Source organism: Achromobacter ruhlandii (genome assembly GCF_002082135.1).
Classification (GTDB): domain Bacteria; phylum Pseudomonadota; class Gammaproteobacteria; order Burkholderiales; family Burkholderiaceae_B; genus Achromobacter; species Achromobacter ruhlandii.
The window spans coordinates 621,412-639,883 of record NZ_CP017433.1 but is presented as its reverse complement, the minus strand read 5'-3'; the positions used below and the strand labels follow the sequence as shown (position 1 = coordinate 639,883).

Annotated in this window: 19 protein-coding genes and 1 tRNA gene; 9 read left to right on the top strand and 11 right to left on the bottom strand. The window is 67.7% G+C overall.

All coding sequences use genetic code 11. The features are described 5' to 3' along the window. Position 1: 1 nt before the first annotated feature. Together AruCF_RS02910 and AruCF_RS02905 are read left to right on the top strand one after the other, a co-directional pair. Entirely contained in the window at positions 2 to 967 is a 966-nt protein-coding gene (locus tag AruCF_RS02910) for a branched-chain amino acid ABC transporter permease (RefSeq protein WP_049071298.1), read from the top strand. Beyond that, positions 967 to 1,617, top strand: coding sequence for a GntR family transcriptional regulator (locus tag AruCF_RS02905; RefSeq protein WP_006392889.1), 651 nt, complete (start codon positions 967 to 969; stop codon positions 1,615 to 1,617). The genes AruCF_RS02910 and AruCF_RS02905 overlap by 1 nt, the downstream gene beginning before the upstream one ends. Here the strand turns inward: AruCF_RS02905 and AruCF_RS02900 are convergent. Next, complete coding sequence (locus tag AruCF_RS02900; RefSeq protein WP_047993461.1) at positions 1,592 to 2,083, bottom strand: multidrug/biocide efflux PACE transporter; 492 nt, start codon at positions 2,081 to 2,083, stop codon at positions 1,592 to 1,594. The two genes, AruCF_RS02905 and AruCF_RS02900, sit on opposite strands and share 26 nt — an antisense overlap. A gap of 105 nt (positions 2,084 to 2,188) precedes the next feature. Between AruCF_RS02900 and AruCF_RS02895 the strand changes: the two genes are divergently transcribed. Continuing rightward, positions 2,189 to 3,052, top strand: coding sequence for a LysR family transcriptional regulator (locus AruCF_RS02895; RefSeq protein ID WP_049071297.1), 864 nt, complete (start codon positions 2,189 to 2,191; stop codon positions 3,050 to 3,052). 38 nt (positions 3,053 to 3,090) lie between these two features. Here the strand turns inward: AruCF_RS02895 and AruCF_RS02890 are convergent, their stop codons facing one another. Beyond that, a complete protein-coding gene (locus AruCF_RS02890; RefSeq protein WP_049071295.1) occupies positions 3,091 to 3,909 on the bottom strand; it encodes a ChbG/HpnK family deacetylase in 819 nt (272 codons plus the stop codon). Positions 3,910 to 3,945: 36 nt separating this feature from the next. On the opposite strand from AruCF_RS02890, the gene AruCF_RS02885 reads away from it, so the two are divergent. Continuing rightward, a complete protein-coding gene (locus AruCF_RS02885; RefSeq protein WP_080977312.1) occupies positions 3,946 to 4,341 on the top strand; it encodes a GtrA family protein in 396 nt (131 codons plus the stop codon). Here the strand turns inward: AruCF_RS02885 and AruCF_RS02880 are convergent. Further along, positions 4,298 to 5,887, bottom strand: coding sequence for an ArnT family glycosyltransferase (locus AruCF_RS02880; RefSeq protein WP_049071294.1), 1,590 nt, complete (start codon positions 5,885 to 5,887; stop codon positions 4,298 to 4,300). The two genes, AruCF_RS02885 and AruCF_RS02880, sit on opposite strands and share 44 nt — an antisense overlap. Next, positions 5,887 to 6,939 carry a glycosyltransferase family 2 protein gene (locus tag AruCF_RS02875; RefSeq protein ID WP_049071292.1) on the bottom strand — a complete coding sequence of 351 codons (1,053 nt, stop codon included), beginning with the start codon at positions 6,937 to 6,939 and terminating at the stop codon, positions 5,887 to 5,889. The genes AruCF_RS02880 and AruCF_RS02875 overlap by 1 nt, the downstream gene beginning before the upstream one ends. Positions 6,940 to 7,206: 267 nt before the next feature. Between AruCF_RS02875 and AruCF_RS02870 the strand changes: the two genes are divergently transcribed. The 5 genes from AruCF_RS02870 to AruCF_RS02850 all read left to right on the top strand — a co-directional run bounded on the left by AruCF_RS02870 (position 7,207) and on the right by AruCF_RS02850 (position 11,339). Next, positions 7,207 to 7,698, top strand: coding sequence for a GNAT family N-acetyltransferase (locus AruCF_RS02870; RefSeq protein WP_049071291.1), 492 nt, complete (start codon positions 7,207 to 7,209; stop codon positions 7,696 to 7,698). Positions 7,699 to 7,858: 160 nt separating this feature from the next. Beyond that, positions 7,859 to 9,067, top strand: coding sequence for a sodium/glutamate symporter (gene gltS, locus AruCF_RS02865; protein WP_054416318.1), 1,209 nt, complete (start codon positions 7,859 to 7,861; stop codon positions 9,065 to 9,067). A gap of 2 nt (positions 9,068 to 9,069) precedes the next feature. Then, positions 9,070 to 10,566 carry a TAXI family TRAP transporter solute-binding subunit gene (locus AruCF_RS02860; protein ID WP_144419073.1) on the top strand — a complete coding sequence of 499 codons (1,497 nt, stop codon included), beginning with the start codon at positions 9,070 to 9,072 and terminating at the stop codon, positions 10,564 to 10,566. A 42-nt stretch (positions 10,567 to 10,608) separates the two neighbouring features. Continuing rightward, positions 10,609 to 10,872 (top strand): hypothetical protein, encoded by a 264-nt coding sequence (locus tag AruCF_RS02855; protein WP_006388697.1) that lies wholly within the window; start codon positions 10,609 to 10,611, stop codon positions 10,870 to 10,872. Further along, positions 10,872 to 11,339: a YaiI/YqxD family protein gene (locus AruCF_RS02850; protein ID WP_049071287.1), complete on the top strand. Its 468-nt coding sequence runs from the start codon at positions 10,872 to 10,874 to the stop codon at positions 11,337 to 11,339. Before AruCF_RS02855 ends, AruCF_RS02850 begins: the two co-directional genes overlap by 1 nt. A gap of 28 nt (positions 11,340 to 11,367) precedes the next feature. Here AruCF_RS02850 and AruCF_RS29000 read toward each other — a convergent pair whose 3' ends face one another. The 7 genes from AruCF_RS29000 to AruCF_RS02820 form a co-directional block, all read right to left on the bottom strand. Next, positions 11,368 to 11,535: a hypothetical protein gene (locus AruCF_RS29000; RefSeq protein WP_006388695.1), complete on the bottom strand. Its 168-nt coding sequence runs from the start codon at positions 11,533 to 11,535 to the stop codon at positions 11,368 to 11,370. Between the two features lie 284 nt (positions 11,536 to 11,819). Beyond that, positions 11,820 to 11,894: transfer RNA gene (locus AruCF_RS02845), tRNA-Val, on the bottom strand. Between the two features lie 61 nt (positions 11,895 to 11,955). After that, positions 11,956 to 12,678, bottom strand: a complete 723-nt coding sequence (gene dnaQ / locus AruCF_RS02840) for a DNA polymerase III subunit epsilon (protein ID WP_049071285.1) — start codon at positions 12,676 to 12,678, stop codon at positions 11,956 to 11,958. Between the two features lie 4 nt (positions 12,679 to 12,682). Continuing rightward, positions 12,683 to 15,799, bottom strand: a complete 3,117-nt coding sequence (locus AruCF_RS02835; RefSeq protein ID WP_083036509.1) for an efflux RND transporter permease subunit — start codon at positions 15,797 to 15,799, stop codon at positions 12,683 to 12,685. A 30-nt stretch (positions 15,800 to 15,829) separates the two neighbouring features. Beyond that, positions 15,830 to 16,918 (bottom strand): efflux RND transporter periplasmic adaptor subunit, encoded by a 1,089-nt coding sequence (locus AruCF_RS02830; protein ID WP_049071282.1) that lies wholly within the window; start codon positions 16,916 to 16,918, stop codon positions 15,830 to 15,832. A 251-nt stretch (positions 16,919 to 17,169) separates the two neighbouring features. Continuing rightward, on the bottom strand, positions 17,170 to 17,631 hold the full coding sequence (gene rnhA / locus AruCF_RS02825) for a ribonuclease HI (RefSeq protein WP_049071280.1): 462 nt from the start codon (positions 17,629 to 17,631) through the stop codon (positions 17,170 to 17,172). Between the two features lie 49 nt (positions 17,632 to 17,680). Next, entirely contained in the window at positions 17,681 to 18,460 is a 780-nt protein-coding gene (locus tag AruCF_RS02820; RefSeq protein ID WP_049071278.1) for a class I SAM-dependent methyltransferase, read from the bottom strand. Positions 18,461 to 18,472: the final 12 nt, after the last annotated feature.

Below are 18,472 nucleotides of genomic sequence, written 5' to 3'. Positions count from 1 at the left end.
GGTGTCGCGCTTTCCTCTTTCCCTCCGCATCCTGGCGCTGCTGCTGGTGCCGGCGCTGCTGGTTCCGTGGTTCCCGCAAGTGGTCTATCCGGTGTTCGTGATGAAGGTGCTGTGCTTCGCGCTGTTCGCGCTGGCCTTCAACCTGCTGACGGGCTTCACCGGCCTGGTGTCGTTCGGCCATGCCGCCTTCTTCGGCTGGGCCGGCTATGCCGCCGGCGAAATGATGATCCTGTACGGCGCGGCCGGCCTGCCGCCCGAGCTGGCGATGCTGTGCGGCGTGGCCATGGCCGCCGCCATCGGCTATGCCATCGGCTGGCTGGCGATCCGCCGCACCGGCATCTATTTCGCCATGATCACGCTGGCGCTGTCGCAGGTGGCCTACTTCATGGCGGTGCAGGTGCGCTGGACGCGCGGCGAGGACGGCATGCAGGGCATTCCGCGCGGCAAGTTCCTGGGCCTGGTCGACCTGAGCGCCGACACCAACATGTATTACTTCACGCTGGGCGTGTTCGTGCTGGGGTTCCTGTTCGTCTACCGGGTCATCCATTCGCCCTTCGGACAGGTGCTCAAGACCATCCGCGACAACGCGCCGCGGGCGATTTCGCTGGGGTACGATACGGATCGGTGCAAGCTGCTGGCGTTCGTGCTGTCGGCCTCGGTGGCCGGCCTGGCGGGTTCGCTCAAGGCGCTGGTGCTGCAGCTGGTGGCGCTGAACGACGTGTCGCTGGCCACCTCCACCGAAGTCCTGCTGATGACGCTGCTGGGCGGGATCGGCACCGTGTGGGGCCCCGTGGTGGGCGCCACGCTGGTCGTCAGCCTGCAGAACTACCTGGCCACCCTTGGCGATGTCGTCACCATCGTCATCGGGTTGATTTTCGTGTTGTGCGTGTCGTTCTTCCGGCGCGGGTTCGTCGGCGAATGGCTGGCCTACACGCAGTGGCGCAAAACGAAGGAAAACAACCGTTGATGGCAGGAGCAGAACCCAAAAGGCGCGCGGCAGACGTCGCCTATGACCAGATCGAAAGCATGATCGCCACCCTGCAATTGCAGCCGGGCAGCGCGGTGGTGGAAGCCGATCTGGTCGAAAAGACCGGCCTGGGCCGCACCCCGCTGCGCGAAGCTTTGCTGCGCATGGTGGCGGCCGGCCTGATCCGCCAGGAACCGCGGCGCGGCCTGCGGGTCTCGATGATCCAGCTGGCCGACCACATGGACCTGATCCAGACCCGCCGGGCGCTGGAGCAGTTGATCGCCGCCAGCGCCGCGCGCCGCGCCACGCCGGCGCAACGCGCCCAGATCGTCGAATGCGCGACGCAGATGGTGCGCGCGGCCGAGGGCGGCAACCTGGACGACTACATGCAGGCCGACCAGTTGCTCGACCACGTCTGCCACAGCGCCTGCCGCAACGTCTCGGCGGTGAACGCGGTGGAACCGCTGATCATCCAGTGCCGGCGCTTCTGGTACGCCTACCAGCACGAGGGCGACATCGCCGAGGGCGCGCGCCGCCACATGGCCATGGCCGCCGGCATCGCCACGGGCGACGAAGCGGCGGCCATCCAGGGCGCGGATTCGCTGATGGACTACCTGGAGATGTTTACGCGCAAGGTGATTGACGCGTAGCGCTCGCGGCCGGGGCGGCGGCGTCCTTGGCGCCGCGCGCCAGCCAGGCCATGACGCGCGGGCGGGCGCGGTCGTAGCCCAGGTTGTAGAAGAAGGCGTACGGCAGGTAGAACAGCACCAGCGCGATGTCCAGCACGAAGGCCTGCCACAGGCTGATGTTCAGCCACCAGGCGGCCAGCGGGATCACGATCAGGATCAGCCCGAGCTCGAAGCCGAACGCGTGGATCACGCGCACGCGCAGGTTGCGAGTGATGCCCAGGCGATTTTCGAGGCGGTCGAAGCCGGCGTTGTAGATCATGTTCCAGACCAGCGCGATCCAGGCGATCACGGCGGTCAGCACGCCCATTTCGAACAGCGACTTGCCCATGGCCCAGGCGGCCACCGGCGCGCACAGGCCGATGGCGAGGATTTCGAACAGGAAAGCGTGGATGAAGCGCTCTTTGATGGTTTTCTTGGCTTGCGTCATGACCCACCTCTGAGGTCGTTTGTTTCAGTGACCGGGGGATTTTCGACGATATTTCCGGTACGATAAAGATAGAATCCATCGGAAATTCCGATACAACACCCCACCATGCGCCATTCCCTGGAATCCCTGGCCACCTTCGCCCAGGTGGCCGCCGAGGGCACCTTTTCAGCGGCGGCCCGCAAGCTGGGCAAGAGCCAATCCACCGTCAGCGAGACCATCGCCAACCTCGAGGTCGACCTGAACGTGACGCTGTTCGACCGCAGCCAGCGCCAGCCGTCCCTGACCGAGGCCGGCCAGGTGCTGCTGGGCCAGGCCTTGCAGGTGCTGGCGGCCAACGACCGCCTGAACCGCAGCGCCAGCCAGCTGTCGGCCGGCCTGGAGCCGCGCCTGACCGTAGTGCTGTCGGATACGTTTCAGTCCGAAACCTTTGAGAACATGCTTAGCCAGATCGACCAGCGCTATCCGGCGCTGCGCTTCGAATGCCTGATCGCGGAATATGAGGACGTGGTGGCGCTGGTGCAGCAGGGCCGCGCCCACCTGGGGCTGATGGCGGCGCAGGAAAGCTATCCGCCCGACATGGCCCACGCGACGCTGCGCGAAGCGTCGGAGATCGTGCTGTGCGTGGGCCGCGGCCATCCGCTGGCGACGCTATCGGGGGTCACCCGGGACCACCTGAAGACCGAGCGCGAGCTGCGCCTGAGCACCTATGAGCTGGACGACAAGGACTCCGCGCCGTCGCAGTCGACCTGGTCGGCGCCGGGCTACCTGATGCTGCTGGAAATGGCCACGCTGGGATTCGGCTGGACCGAACTGCCGCGCTGGATGTTGCAGCGCTTCGGCCGCGGGCAACTGGTGGAACTGGCGGTGCCGGGTTGGCCGCGCCAGATCCGGGTGGACGCGGTGTGGTCGACCCGCCGCCCGCTGGGGCCCGCCGGCGCCTGGCTGCTGCAGAGCCTGACGCGGGCCTGATGGCGGAAAACGCGGACGCCCTGGCGTCCCCGGCGCGCCTAGCGCGCGTTGAGCGGCAGGCGTGAAATGCGCACGCCGTTGGCGGCCAGCCAGTCGCCGAGCTTGGGGCAGGCCAGCACGTCATATTCCGCGCGGCGCTGGCGCGCCATGGCGCTGTCGTCCTGGCAGTCCTTGGCCGGATGGCACATCAGAAGGTCGCAATCCCGGGCATTGAACAGCCAGTTCTGCAGCAGGTCGGCGTAACGCCGCTTGCCGCCTTCGAAACCGTACACGCCCAGCAGGCGCCGGTTGGTGCGCAGGCCTTCGCGGCTGGCGCGGCGGCCCAGTTCGGCCGCGCCCAGCGCGCCGATGATGCGGGCCTTGATCGATTCCTTCAGCGGAATACCGGAAAGCATGCCAGGCGCGGTCTGGCGCAACCACGGCATGCGCGCGCCGTAGCGCTGCTTGAGCATGGCCAGCAGGCGCTCGCGGATCATCGGCAGTTGGTGCACGTGCTGATGCCCGTCGACATAGTCGGGCGCGCGGCCGAAGGCCGCCTCGAAAGCGTCGAACTGGCGCGCCAGATGCTGGTCGATCCAGGCCGTGTCCAGGCGGCGGGTGTAGGCGCGCAGGATCAGTTGCGACAGCGACGGCAGGTCGGCATCGAACGCATTGCCCAAGGGCTCGGTGAAGTTCACATGCAGGCCGAGATCGGCATCCTGCGCGGCCAGCCGCGCGGCGTTGGCGTTGAAGGTCGGGCCCAGCGACAGGCAGCTGACCGCGCTCAACCGGCCCATGCCGGCCAGCGTGATCATGCCTTCATCAATGTCGGCATTCATGCCAAAATCATCACCGCAAACCACTATGCGTTTGGTCAAGCTCTCACCCCGGTTTTTTTCATCGACACGCCCCACATGCGCGCCCTGGTCCAGCAAGTCACCCTGTTCATCATTGTCGGATGCGCAGCGGCCGCCACCCACTGGGGCGTCGCCGTCGCCTGCGTCGAAGGCCTGGGCGCCGCGCCGCTCCTGGCCAACCTGCTCGGCTGGCTGGTGGCGTTCGTGGTGTCCTTCAGCGGACACTATCGGCTCACGTTCAGACATTCGAAAACACCCTGGACCATAGCAGTACGTCGTTTCTTCTTCATTTCAGCCGCGGGCTTCGTCATCAATGAATCCGCTTACGCCTGGTTGCTGCGGGTAACCGCCGTCCGCTACGACATCCTGCTGGCGTTCATCCTGATCGGCCTGGCGATCGCCACCTTCATCACGAGCCGGCTTTGGGCATTCCGCCACAAACCCGCTGCTTGAAGGCGGCGTCCGACACCACCTGCCAGATCACGTATTTCACGCTGTTCGCCACCGGCTCCAGCCCCGCCAGCACGGGGTAAGCGCCCGAATCCGATTTGGTGCCCCAGACCCAGTAGCGCGCCCCATCGGGCGCCGCGCACAGGCGGGCCTGGAATTCCTGCGGACTGATCAGCACCTGCTTGCCCACCTCGGGTTCGAATTTGGCCGCGTCGTAGAGTTCCTTGCGCCAGTTGTCGCGCACCGGCACTTCCGGATTGAGCCAGTCGTCCACCACCCAGCTCGGCTTGGGCGCCTGGGCGTACAACGCCAGGTCGAACGGATAGGTGTGCAGCGACACATAGGTATCGCCAGGCTGCGCCAGCGGCCGGACCACGGCGGCCAGCGGTCCCGCGCTGCCCCGGGCACTGTGGGCGGCGATGCCGATGGCCACCACGCAGATGCCCGCGCCGACGCCAACGCAGATCCGCACCAGGCGCGGTGTCAGCTCGTCCGACTTCTGGCGCCCCGCGGCGACGATCACTTCGGCCAGCAGGAAGGCCAGCGGCGCAAGCGCCGGCAGCACGTAGCCGACCAGCTTGGAATTGGGCAGCGAGAAAAAGCCCACGATCACGACGAACCAGATCAAGGCCAGGCGCCGCAGGTCGCGCTGCGGGCCGTCGGCCCAGAAGGCCTTGCGCAGCACGCCGCCGCCCCACAGGGACCACGGCAGGCTCAGGCCCACCACCACCGGCAGGTAGAACCAGAACGGCTGGGCGTTGTTGAAGCCGGAGGCGGCAAAGCGCTGGAAGTGCTGGTAGACGAAGAAGTAGTCGTAAAAGCCGGGATAGCGGATCTGCATCAGCACGAACCACGGCACGGCGACCGCCGCGAACACCAGCAGCGCCGGCGGCCACAGCAACGCGGCCAGCGCGCGCCAGCGGCGCCCCCACACCAGCCAGATGAACAGGATGGCGCCGGGCAGCACCAGCCCGATAAGCCCCTTGGCCAGCACCGCCAGGCCCGCCAGCGCCGCGGCGGCCAGCGACATCCAGCGATAGGCCTGGCCGCGCTCCAGGCGCAGCACGGTATCGGCCGCGGCCAGCACGCACAGCGTGATCATGCCGGCCACCAGCATGTCGAGGTTGGCGAACTGCGAGCCGCCATAGAAGAACGGCACCGTGGCCAGCACCAGCGCGGTCAGCGTGGCAGTGGCGGCGTCGCGATAGCGCCGCACGAAGCCGTACAGCGCGGCAATCGCGGCCCAGGCCGCCAGCAACGACGGCAGGCGCGCCGCCCAGGGATGCACGCCGAACACGCTGAACGACAGTTCGGTCAGCCAGTAGTACAGCGGCGGCTTGTGGAAATACGGCATGCCATCGAGCAGCGGCACCATGTGCGACCCGCTGCGCAGCATGTCCCAGGCGACGCCGGCATAACGGCCCTCGTCGGGCAGCGTCAGCGGCCGCACCCAGGCCAGGAAGGCCAGCCAGAAGCCGATGGCGAGCAGGAACCATCCCGCCGGCGGGATCCTGTAGGAACGCGCCGGATCTTGCATCGCGGCGCCCATCAGTGTGCGACCTTGTCGGAGCGGGCGGCCTGCCCCTGGCGACGGCGCACCACGAACAGCGGGCGCCCTTTGACCTCGTCGAAGATACGGGCGACATACTCGCCCACCACGCCCAGCGATATCAGGTTGACGCCCGCAAAGAACAGCACCGCGGTGACGATCGTGGTCCAGCCGGAAACCGGGTTGCCGGACACCAGGTAATCGATCACCAGGAAGATCGCGTAGGCCATCGCCAGCACGGCGAACAGCACGCCGACCAGGCTCACCAGCCGCAGCGGCCAGGTGGTGAACGCGGTCAGGCCGTCCAGCGCGAGGCGCGCCAGGCGCATGCCGCCGAAGCGGCTGTCGCCATGCATGCGTTCGTCGGGCGTGTACGGCAAGGCCTCGCCCTTGAAGCCGACCCAGGCGTACAGGCCCTTCATGAAACGGGTGCGCTCGGGCAACGCGTTCAGCGCGTCCACCACGTTGCGGCTCATCAGGCGGAAGTCGCCGGCGTGAGCCGGCACATCAACGCCGCGGGCGCCGCTGAGCAGCTTGTAGAACCAGCGGGCGCCGGTGCGCTTGACCCAGGATTCGTCGTTGCGGGTCTCGCGCACGGCGTAGACCATCTCGGCGCCCGCGGCCCAGCGCGCCAGCATCTGTTCGATCAGGGCCGGCGGGTGCTGCATGTCGGCGTCCAGGCAGATGACGACGTCGCCGGTGGCGCTTTCCAGCCCCGCGCTCAGCGCCGCTTCCTTGCCGAAGTTGCGCGACAGCTGCACGTAGCGAAAGCCGTCGTACTGCGACCATTCGGCCATCAGCGCTTCGGTGCCGTCGGTGCTGCCATCATCGGCGACGATGATTTCCCAGCCGGTGGCCAGCGCCGCCAGCCGGCTGCGCAGCAGCGGCAGCAGCACGCGCAGGTTCTCGCATTCATTCAGGCAGGGAATGACGCAGGTCACGCAGGCGTCGTAAGGCACGTTGACGGTCGCCGTGCGCCAGACCGCGTCCACGGGCAACGCTTTGGTCAAGACTTGCTGCCCCATGGGCTCGGACCGGAATTGGATATGCATGATGCTCTGGAATTGGAATGCGGGACACTATGGCGGGCAGTATGCGCAGGCCGTCGTCGAATTTTCATCAAATGCGGCGGCTATCGGACGGAGGGCAATCAGCACGATTCTAGGAAGCATGGCGGGCCAATTTATGAAGTGCCGTGAAGACGAGGTTAATTTCTGTCCCTAGTTTGTGAAGGGACGTAAAGCGGCCGCCCGCGCGCCTCGGTAAAATGCGCGAAGTTCTTGTTTTCACAGGTGGTTATGCAATACCGAGTCCGCCCCATGCTGGCCGGCGACGTGGACGGCATCCTGGCCGTCCAGGCCCGGGCCTACCCGGGTTTCCTGCTGGAAAGCGCCGACTTCTTCCTGAACCGGCTGGCGCTGGCCCCCGCGCACTGCTGGGTGGCGCAGGCCGCCACGGACGACTTGCTCGGCTATCTGGTGTCGTATCCGTGGGACGCGGGCCTGCCCCCGACCCTGGACGCGCCCCTGGCCGCCTTGCCCGAGGCGGCCGACCACTGGTTCCTGCATGATTGCGCGGTGGCGCCCACGGCCCAGGGCCTGGGCGTGGGCCAGGCCCTGCTGCGCACCGCCGCCGGGCACGCCGCGCGGGCGGGACTGCGGCGCGCCAGCCTGGTCTCGCTGGGTTCGGCCGTGGGCTACTGGATACGCCACGGCTATGCGCCGGTCGCCGCGGGCGGCCGCGAGCTGGCCGACAAGCTCGAAGGCTACGGGCCGCAGGCCAGTTACATGGCGCGCGCCTTTCCGCTCTGACCCGCGGCGGCCGAGCGCCCCTCCCTTTTCCGTCCGTTGCCGCGCATGTCGCCCCGCCCGCGCCCCGGTAAGATGGGGGACGCAATCCCTGAAAGACATGGCGGCAACGATCCCGACAGCCTGACTTCGCTGCGTCCCGCGCCGGGACGCGAAGGTTTCCATGATTTCACTCTCGCCCGTCCAATCCCTGCTGGCCTGCTGCCTGGTGCTGGCCATCGGCCGCGTCCTGACCACCCGCATCGGCGTGCTGGCGCGCTACAGCATCCCGGACCCGATCGTCGGCGGCCTGCTGTTCGCGATCGGCGCCTATGCGCTGTCGACCTGGGGCGGCCATGCCATCTCGCTGGAAACCAGCATCAAGCCGACCCTGTTGCTGCTGTTCTTCGGCTGCATCGGCCTGACTGCCAACCTGAAGCTGCTGGCCAAGGGCGGCCCGCGGCTGATCGCCTTCCTGCTGGCGCTGATCCCCTTCCTGGTACTGCAGAACGCGGTCGGGCTGGGCATGGCCTGGCTGCTGGACATGCACCCGCTGATGGGCCTGCTGGGCGGCACCATCACGCTGGTCGGCGGACACGGCACGGGCGCGGCCTACGCCACCCGCTTTGCCGACGTCAACAACATCCAGGACGTGATGGCGCTGGCCATGACCGCGGCGACGATGGGCCTGGTGCTGGGCGGCGTGGTGGGCGGCCCCGTGGCGGAATGGCTGATGCGCCGCCACAAGCTGGCCGGCAGCCTGGATCGCCGCTCGACGGCGGGCCACGAGGCGCCCGACCTGACCGGGGCGCAACCGCCATCGACGGCGGCCTCGTTCATCACCTCGATGACCGCCGCCTTCGTCTGCCTGGTGGCGGGCGGCTACCTGGCCACGCTGGTGGAAGGCGCGCCGGTCAGCCTGCCCAATTTCCTCTGGTGCCTGGCGACCGGCGTGCTGATCCGCAACGGCGGCGAGCGCCTGGGCCTGAAGCTGGATGACCGCGCCACCGAAATCATCGGCACCATCACGCTGTCGCTGTTCCTGGCCATGACGATGATGACACTGGACCTGGGCAGCGTGGCGCGGCTGGCCGGGCCGCTCGCGCTGATCCTGGCGGTGCAGACGCTGTTCTGTGCGCTGTATTCGGCCTGGGTGGTGTTCCGCCTGCTCAGGAGCGACTACGAGGCCGCCATCATGTCGGCCGCGTTCTGCGGCTTTTCGCTGGGCGCCACCGCCACCGCCATCGCCAACATGCAGGCGCTGACGCGGCGCCACGGGCCCGCGCCGCAGGCCTTCATCGTGGTGCCGGTGACGGGCGCGTTCCTGGTGGATATTCTCAACGTGATCGTCTTGACCTCGTTGATCTCCCTGCCGTTCGTGGGAGGGATGTGATCATGCTCAAGCGCTTCTTCCTGCTGGCCCTGTGCCTGCTCCTGGCCGCCTGCGGCCGCGCCCCCGACACCGATACGCTGCGCGCCGACGTTGAACGCGGCCTGGCCGCCACCTATGGCGCGGACCTGTTCCGCATCGATGAAATCAAGCGCATGGGGTCCGCCGCCGACAGCAACGCGCCGGCAGGCGAGACCCGCCGCGTGGTCTATTACGACCTGCGGCTGGAAGTGACGCGCGACATCGCGCTGGGCGCCTGGGACCAGCCTGGCGCCGCCGCGCTGGTGACGCTGCTGGGCGCGGGCCCGCGCAGTATCAGCGGCGTGAAATCCAGCGGCAACCAGGCCGGCGACCGGATCGTTGCGCATGCCAGCGCCATCTACCGCAAAGCGGGCGAGGGCTGGGAGCGGGTGACGCCCGCCGGCTTCAAGGCCGCCGAAGCGCCCTCACTCGATACCGGCGCGCAGCCGCCCGTGACGCAGCGGCTGCTCGAAACGCTGGACCAGATCACGCATTCGGTCGCCTACAGCGCCTCCAGCACGGCGCAGCACGTGGTGCAGCAGGAACTGGAGCGCTCCGTCGCCCGCATCAACGGCCGGCTGGCGCGCATGCAACAAGGCTATCCGCTGGCCGGCGGCCCAGACCGCGGCGAGTACCTCACCTTCGCCCGGGCGCTGGGCGCGGTGGGCCAGGCGCGCCAGATCCGCGTCACGCCGCTGATTACCGGCGGCGGCGCCGAAAACATCGCCCTGCTGCGCAGCGGCGACGCCGTGGTCGGGCTGGCCCAGGCCGACACCGCCAAACTGGCGTACGAGGGCCGCGGCCCGTTCGCGTCGCAGGGGCCGTTCGCCGGCCTGCGCGCGCTGGGCAGCCTCTATCCCGAAATGGTGCATATCGTCGTGCGCGACGACGCCAAACTGCGCGGCGTGCGCGACCTGAAAGGCAAGAAGATCGCGCTCGGCGCGGAGGGTTCGGCGGTGCGGGCCACACTGGAGGCGGTGCTGGCGGCGCATGGCCTGCAGGCCGGACGCGACTACGAGGCGATTCCCACGCCTTTCACCGCCTCGCTGCCGGCGCTCAAGGCCGGCACGATCGATGCGGCGGCGCAGGTGATCGGCATTCCCGCCACGCCCCTGCGCGACGCGTTGACCCAGGCGCACCTGAAACTGCTGCCGCTCGATCCGGCCGCGGTCAAGGCACTGGCCGCGCAGGACAACGGGCTGATGCCGCTGGAGATCTCGGCGGGCACCTATCCGAACCAGCCCGAGCCGGTCGCCACCATCGGCACCGCGGCGCTGTTGCTGACCACCTCGGAGCTGACCCGCGACGAAGCCCTGCAGGTGGTGCGGGCGGTCTACCAGACCGGGCTGGACCTGCTGGCCGCCGGCTCGACCCAGGGCGCCCAGGTAAACGTCGCCAACGCCCGGCGCGGCCTGACCGTGCCGCTGCACGACGGCGCGGAAGAAGGCCTGGCCGCGCTGGAGAATGCCAAACCCCGCTGACGGCGCTTGCGCTTATGATGGCGCTCCCAATCAGGAATATCCATGAACAAATTCGATCTGCAAAAGAACCAGGCGCTGAAACTGGCCGGCCAACTCAAGCAAGCCGGCACGCCCGACCGTTTCGGCGCCGCCTCGCAGGTGCCCGACCGCCGTGAACAGCGCAAGCTCGACCAGGCCGCCGGCCTGGTGCCGTTTCCGCTGAAGCTGTCGCAGGCCCAGGCGGACCAGTTGCGCGCGGCGGCCGCCGAGCGCGGCCTGAGCACCAACGACATCATCGCCGAAGCCTTGCAGAAGGCCCTGGGCTGATGCATATCTGGGTCGACGCAGATGCCTGCCCCGGGGTCATCAAGGACATCCTGTTCCGCGCCGCGCAGCGCTGGCAGGTGCCCCTGACCCTGGTGGCGAATCAGGCGCTGCATACGCCGCCCTCCCCGCTGATCCGCGCGGTGCAGGTGCCGCGCGGCTTCGACGTGGCCGACGCTCACATCGCCGAACGCGCGGCGGCCGGCGACCTGGTGATCACGGGCGACATCCCGCTGGCCGCGCAGGTACTTGAAAAAGGCGCCATGGCGCTGAACCCGCGCGGTGAACGCTATTCACCGGAGACCATCCGCGAACGGCTGGCCCTGCGGGACATGATGGAGGAATTGCGCGCGAGCGGCGTGGACACGGGCGGACCGGCTTCGTTCAGCCAGGCGGACCGCAAGGCCTTCGCCAACCAGCTCGACACGCTGCTGGCGCGCGCGGCGCGACTGGCCGCGCCCAAGGCCTGAATGGCGCGGGACCGCGCGCCCGGCCGCGTCAATAGAACGTGATGTACGCCTTGTAGATGATGGTGCCGATGGCCGTGATAAGGCCGATGCCCATCAGCCCCATGCCGATATTGCGGTCGCGCAGTCCAAACCCGAGCAGCATGAGCGCCACGCCCGTGACGATGATGATCAACATGGTGTTGGTGCTGGGGTGCATGAAGGTCTCCCGGTAAGCGACCCGGCCGCGCTTTTTGGCCGAAAATTTTGCCGAAATTGCGACTTCAGGTTTCATCATAGACAACCCGGGGCACGATGGCGCGCAAATCCGCAAGCGACGCTTGCGGCATATCAAGGGCGCGCGCAAAACAAAAAAGCCAACCGGCTAAGGTTGGCTTCATTGTCGTTCGGGTTTTTGGCGTTTTTGCTTGGCGCAAAACGCTTACACCGATCTCGAATCACGATTGCCCGCTTTTCAGCCTGGCGATGCGCTTCGAGGGTCTTTGGTGGGTAGTACTGGGTTCGAACCAGTGACCCCTGCCGTGTGAAGGCAGTGCTCTACCACTGAGCTAACCACCCCGAAAGAGGCGAAATATTAGCACGCTTTTTTGAAAGTGTGCAAGTCGCCCCGCAAAAACTTTCAGGCGGCCGCCACCGGCGCGTCGAGCTTGCGCCAGACGCACTCGCCGCCCACCGACTTGTCCAGCGCCGCCAGGTAGGTTTCGTGCTCGGCCAGTTCGGCCTCGCTGGCCTTGACCACCGGCAGGCCGGAGGCGTCGAACCTGGCCAGCACCACGCCGCCACCCGCGCCCGTGTCGTTGTCGTCGACGTCGATCAGCAGCGCGTCCTGGCCGCGGGTCATGGCCAGCCAGACTTCCGCCAGCAACTGCGAGTCGAGCAAGGCGCCGTGCAGCGTCCGGTGCGCATTGGAGATGCCGAAGCGGTCGCACAGCGCGTCCAGCGAGTTGCGCTTGCCCGGGAACAGCGAGCGCGCGTGCAGCAGCGAGTCGGTGACCGTTTCGCAGTACTCGGTGATCGGGCCACGGCCGGTCTTGGCCAGTTCGGCGTTGAAGAACTTCACGTCGAACGCGGCGTTGTGCGCGATCAGCTCGGCGCCCTGTATGAACTTGACGAACTCGTCGGCGACGTCGCCGAAGCGCGGCTTGTCGGACAGGAATTCGGTGGTCAGGCCGTGCACCGCCAGCGCCTCGGGGTCGCTGTCGCGATCCGGGTTCAGGTAGATGTGCAGGTTGTTGCCGGTGGCCATCCGGTTGACCAGTTCGACGCAGCCGATTTCGACGATGCGGTGTCCCTGGGCGGGATCCAGCCCGGTGGTTTCAGTGTCAAAGATGATCTGGCGCATAAAGCTATTCCGACGCTTGGGCCGCGGGCGCCGACGGCGCCTGGCCATCCGCCGGGCCGGCCGGGGGATGCGCTGCGCTGCCGGCCGGGCCGGGTTTCCTGCGTGCGGTGGCGATCAGGGTGTAGGCCACCGGCACGACGAACAAGGTCAATAGTGTACCCAGCATCAGGCCGCCCACCAGGACCCAGCCGATCTGCTGGCGCGATTCGGCGCCCGCGCCCGAGGACAGCGCCAGCGGCACGGTGCCCAGCACCATGGCGCCGGTGGTCATCAGAATCGGCCGCAGGCGCAGCACGCTGGCCTCGGTCACGGCCTCGAATAGCGCCTTGCCCTCGTCGCGCAGCTGGTTGGTGAATTCGACGATCAGAATGCCGTGCTTGGTGATCAGGCCCACCAGCGTGATCAGGCCGATCTGGCTGTAGATCGACAGCGTGCCGCCGGTCAGCCACAACGCCAGCAGCGCGCCGGTCATGGACAGCGGCACCGACAGCATGATGATGAACGGGTTGCGCCAGCTCTCGAACTGCGCGGCCAGCACCAGGTAGATGAAGGCCAGCGCCATGGCGAACACCAGGTAGATGCTGCCCGACGAATCGCGGAATTCGCGCGACTGGCCGTCCAGATCGGTCACGACCGTGTTGGGCAGCACTTCGCGCGCCACCTGGTGCATGTGGGCCAGCACCTCGCCCAGCGCGTAGCCGGGGGCCACGGCGGCGTCGATCTTGACCGCGCGCAGGCGGTTGAAGTGGTTCAGCGACTGCGGCGACACGCCTTCGTGCACGGCCACCAGGTTGTCCAGCTGCACCATGCTGCCGTCGCGCGCCCGCACGTGGATGCCGGAAATATCCGTGGGCGTGGCGCGGTCGCGCGGCGTGACCTGCACGATCACGTCGTATTGCTCGCCCTGGTCCTTGTAGCGGGTCACCTGGCGCCCGCCCAGCATCGATTCGAGGGTGCGGCCCACGGTGTCGACGTTGGCGCCGACGTCGGCCATCTTGTCGCGGTCCACCCGCACCCGCAGCTCGGGCGTGTTCAGGCGCAGGTCGGTCTCCAGGTTGAGCAGGCCGGGATACTTGCGCAGCTCCGCCAGGAACACTTCGGTCAGGCGCGACAGCTCCGCGTACGAGGCCTGGCTCATGATGATGAACTCGACCGGCTTGGAACGCGCCGACTGGCCCAGCGACGGCGGATTGGTGGGGAACGCCCGCACGCCCGGCAGCGACGAGAACAGCGGCTGCAGCTCCTGGGTGATGGCCTGCTGGCGGCGGCCGCGTTCTTCCCAGGGTTTGAGGCGCAGGATGGCGGTGCCGTCGGTCACCGTGGGAAAGCCCACCGTGACCTGGCTGCCGCTGGCCTCGGGAATGGCGGCGTAGAACTGCTCGATGCCGAGCATGCTGTCGAGGGTGTAGTTCAGCGTCGCGCCTTCCGGCGAGCTGACGATGCCGAACACCACGCCGCGGTCCTCGACCGGGGCCAGCTCGCTCTTGACCACCTTGAACAACACGCCGCTGCCGGCCGCGACCGCCAGGCCGATCGCCACCACCACCCAGCGATGGCGCAGCGACAGCGCCAGCGCCCGCCGGTAGCCGTTGCTCATGGCGTTGAGCCAGCCTTCGATCAGGTTGTACCAACGGCTGTGGCTGCTCTGGTGGCGCAGCAGCACCGAACACATCATGGGCGTCAGCGTCAGCGCCACGAAGCCGGACACCAGCACCGCGCCGGCCAGCGCCAGCGCAAACTCGATGAACAGCCGCCCGGTGCGGCCGGTGGCGAACGCCAGAGGCGCGTACACCGTCACCAGGGTCATGGTCATGGCCACCACGGCAAAGCCGATCTCGCGCGAGCCGCGCAGCGCCGCTTCCTTGCGCGACATGCCGTCCTCGATGTGGCGGTAGATGTTCTCCAGCACCACGATGGCGTCGTCCACCACCAGGCCGATGGCCAGCACCATGGCCAGCAGCGTCAGCGTATTGATCGAGAAGCCGAACAGGTACATCAGCGCGCAGGCGCCCACCAGCGACACCGGAATGGTGACGATGGGAATGATGCTGGCGCGCAGGTTGCGCAGGAAGAAGAAGATCACCAGCACCACCAGGATGATGGCTTCGCCAATGGTGTGGAACACCGAGTCGATGGAGCGTTCGATGAACACCGACGAGTCGTAGGCGATGGTCAGCTTCATGCCCGCGGGCAGGTTCTCGTTCAGGCGCGCCACTTCCTCGCGCGCGGCCTTGGACAGCTCCAGCGGGTTGGCGGTGGACTGGCGCGTCACGCCGATGTTGATGGCCGGCTTGCCGTTGAAGCGCGACAGGATGCGGTCGTTGGCCGCGCCGATCTCGACCTTGGAGACGTCGCGCAGCCGCACCGGATAGCCCTTGACGTTGGCGACGATGACGTTCTCGAACTGCGCCGGCGTCTGCAGGTCGGTGGACGACACCACCGAGAACTCGCGCGCCCGCGACTCGATGCGGCCGGCCGGGATCTCCACGTTCTGGCTGCGCAGCGCCGACTCCACGTCCTGCACCGTCAGGCCGTAGGCGGCCAGCTTGTCGCGGTCCACGTAGATGCGCATGGACGGCAGGCGTTCGCCGAACACGCGCACCTCGGCCGCGCCGGGCAGCACCGACAAGCGGGTCTTGATGTAGCGGTTGATATAGTCGGAAGTCTGGATCGCCGAATACGCGCCGGACTCGACCGCGATGTAGATGATGGGCTGCGAATCGGCCTCGACCTTGCCGATGATGGGCTCGTCGATTTCGTCGGGCAGGAAGCGGCGCGCGCGCGAGACCTTGTCGCGCACCTCGGCCGCCGCCGCGTCCGGATTGCGCGACAGGTTGAACTTGATGTTGATCAGGCTGCGCTCGGAGCGGCTGCGTGAGGTCATCACGTCCACGCCCTCGATGCCCGCCAGTTGGTCCTCCAGCGGCTTGGTCACCTGCGACTCGATCACCTCGGGCGAGGCGCCCTTGTAGGTGGTGTCGACCGACACGATGGGCTCGTCGATCTTCGGATATTCGCGCACCGTCAGGCGCGAATACGAGATCAGACCGATCAGCACGATGACCAGCGACAGCACCGACGCGAACACCGGCCGGTTGATACAGGTTTCCGAGATACGCATGAAGGGCCGCCGTCCGCTGGAATGATGGCGTCAGGCGCCGTTGTTCACGACCTGCACGGCGCCGCCATCGGTGACGCGCTGCAGCCCCGACACCACCAACTGGTCGCCGGCCGCCACGCCCGTCAGGATCTCGACCTTGCCTTCGCGGCGCTCGCCGATGGTGACTTCGCGGCGCTCGGCCACGCCGTCCTTGACCCGGTACACGTACTGCGTCTCGCCGGACGGCGACAACGCCGCCTCGGGCGCGACCAGCGCCTTGTCCTGGTTGAACAGCAGTTGCACCCGCGCGAACATGCCCGGGCGCAGCAGCGAATCGGCGTTGGCCACGGTGGCGCGCAGCAGGATGGAGCGCCCGCCCGCGTCGACCAGCGGACTGACGGCATACACCAGGCCGGGGCGTTCCTGGCCGGGCAAGGCGTCCAGCCGCAGCGTGAGCTGCTGGCCCACGCCGACCTTGCTCAGATACATCTCGGGCACGCGGAAATCCACCTTGAGCGGGTCGATCGCCTCCAGCGGCGCCAGGTCCTGGCCCTGGTTGACGTAGTCGCCCACCGACACGCTGCGCAAGCCGGCAAAACCGGCGAAGGGCGCGCTGATGGTCATCTTGTCCAGGCGCGCCTGCGCCAGCGCCACCGCGGCTTCCTGCACCTTGAGCGTGCTGGCCGATTCGTCGCGCGCCTGCTGGCTGACGAAGCCCTTGGCCTGCAGCGCCACGGCGCGGCGATAGTGGCTCTGCGCCAGCGCCAGGTTGGCGCGCGCCTGCGCCAGTTCGGCGCGCGGCACGGAATCGTCCAGGCGGATCAGCGCCTGGCCGCGCTGGACCGGCTGCCCTTCCTTGAATTCGATCGACTGGATGCGGCCGGCCACTTCGGGCCGCAGCATCACGGCCTCATCCGAGCGCAGGCTGCCCACCGCCGACAGACCGCGGGCGAACGGAATTTCCGTGACGGCGGAGACTTCGACCCGCACTGGAGCCGCCTTGGAAACGGGTTTGGCGGGCGCGGCGGCGGTGGCCGCCGGCGTGGCGGCCGGCGCGAGCCAGCGCGGCACGAATACGCCCAGAGCGGCCCCCGCGGCCACTCCTGCCGCGATGGCGGCCAGCAATGCAGCTTTTTTCATGCGAATGTGGCGGTATCGCGGCGCGTGCCAGGCATCCGCCGCTGGGACGGCGCCGCAGGAACAGGATCAAGGGTTGGCACTTTAGCACCGGATTTACAACCTGGAACAATCCTGAAGCGCGCTGAAAGCACTAAACCAGCCGACCCAGGGTATTTCCCGATGCGGGCGGCCACGCCCGCGCGTCCGCATTGGTGAAAACGCGGAGCAATTGACGGACACCAGGCGGCACGCCGCGCCGCCCGGCGGGTGGCTCAAGCGCGCCGGACCGACTCGACGCCCTGGTTGGCCAATTGGTCGGCGCGCTCGTTGCCGGGGTCGCCGGCGTGGCCGCGGACCCAGCGCCACGACACGGTGTGACGCCGCACCTGCTCGTCCAGGGACTGCCACAGCTCGGCATTCTTGACCGGCTTCTTGTCGGCCGTCATCCAGCCGCGCCGCTTCCAGTTGGCCAGCCATTCGGTCATGCCTTTCATGACGTACTGGGAGTCGGTGTGGATGGTGACCGTGCACGGACGCTTGAGCGCGCGCAGACCCTCGATCACGGCCAGCAGTTCCATGCGGTTGTTGGTGGTCTGGGCCTCGCCGCCGTGCATGGTCTTTTCGTGCGCGCCGGCGCGCATCAACACGCCCCAGCCGCCCGGACCGGGATTGCCCTTGCAGGCGCCGTCGGTCCACATTTCCACTTTCTGGTCGTTCGCGTTGTTGTCCTGCATGGTGCTGCTTGTATGTCCTTGTTCTTTCGATATGAATCCGGCCCGCCGCTCAGGAGCGGTCGAAGCCGTCGCCGGCCTGGCGGTTGACCACCACCGACGCGGCGCGGGCGCGTTTGGGCTTGGTTTTCCAGGCGGGGCCGATGATACGCATGCCGGCCACGCGCTTGACGGCCGACACCAGGTAGACCGCGCCCCCCAGGCTCCACCAGCGCGCGCCGGCCGATTCCAGGAATCCCCAGCGCTGCAGCCATTTCTCGCTGCGGCAGGCCGGCGCGTAGCAGCCGAAATGGCTTTGCTCCACTTCCAGCGACAGCAGCTTGAACCAGTCCTTCAGGCGCGGCAGCGAGACCTGCGACGACGGCGGCTGCGGCAGCCAGGGCTCCATGCCGGGCATGCGGGTGCGCGCGCCCCACATGCTCCAGGGATTGAAACCGGAGATCACCACCCGCCCTTCCGGCACCAGCACCCGCTCGACCTCGCGCAGCACGTTGTGCGGCTCGCTGGTGCATTCGAAAGCGTGCGGCAGGATCAGCAGGTCGACGCTCTGCGATTCGAACGGCAGCGCTTCGGGCTGGGCCAGCACCACGCGCGACTGCCAACCGGCGATGTTCTCGGGCGTGGGGGTTTCAGTGCCGACATAGCCCTTGAAGGGCATGCGGTTGGCGCGCAGCAGATTCAGGTCGGCCAGGCCGACCTGCCAGGCGTAATATCCAAAGACGTCCGCCACGGCCGCGTCGAACTGCGCGCGCTCCCAGGCCAGGGCGTATTGCCCTGGCGGAGTCTGGAACCATTCGGCCAGTTCTACAATCGGCGGAGTTTCTTCTGCCACGTTTTCATCCCT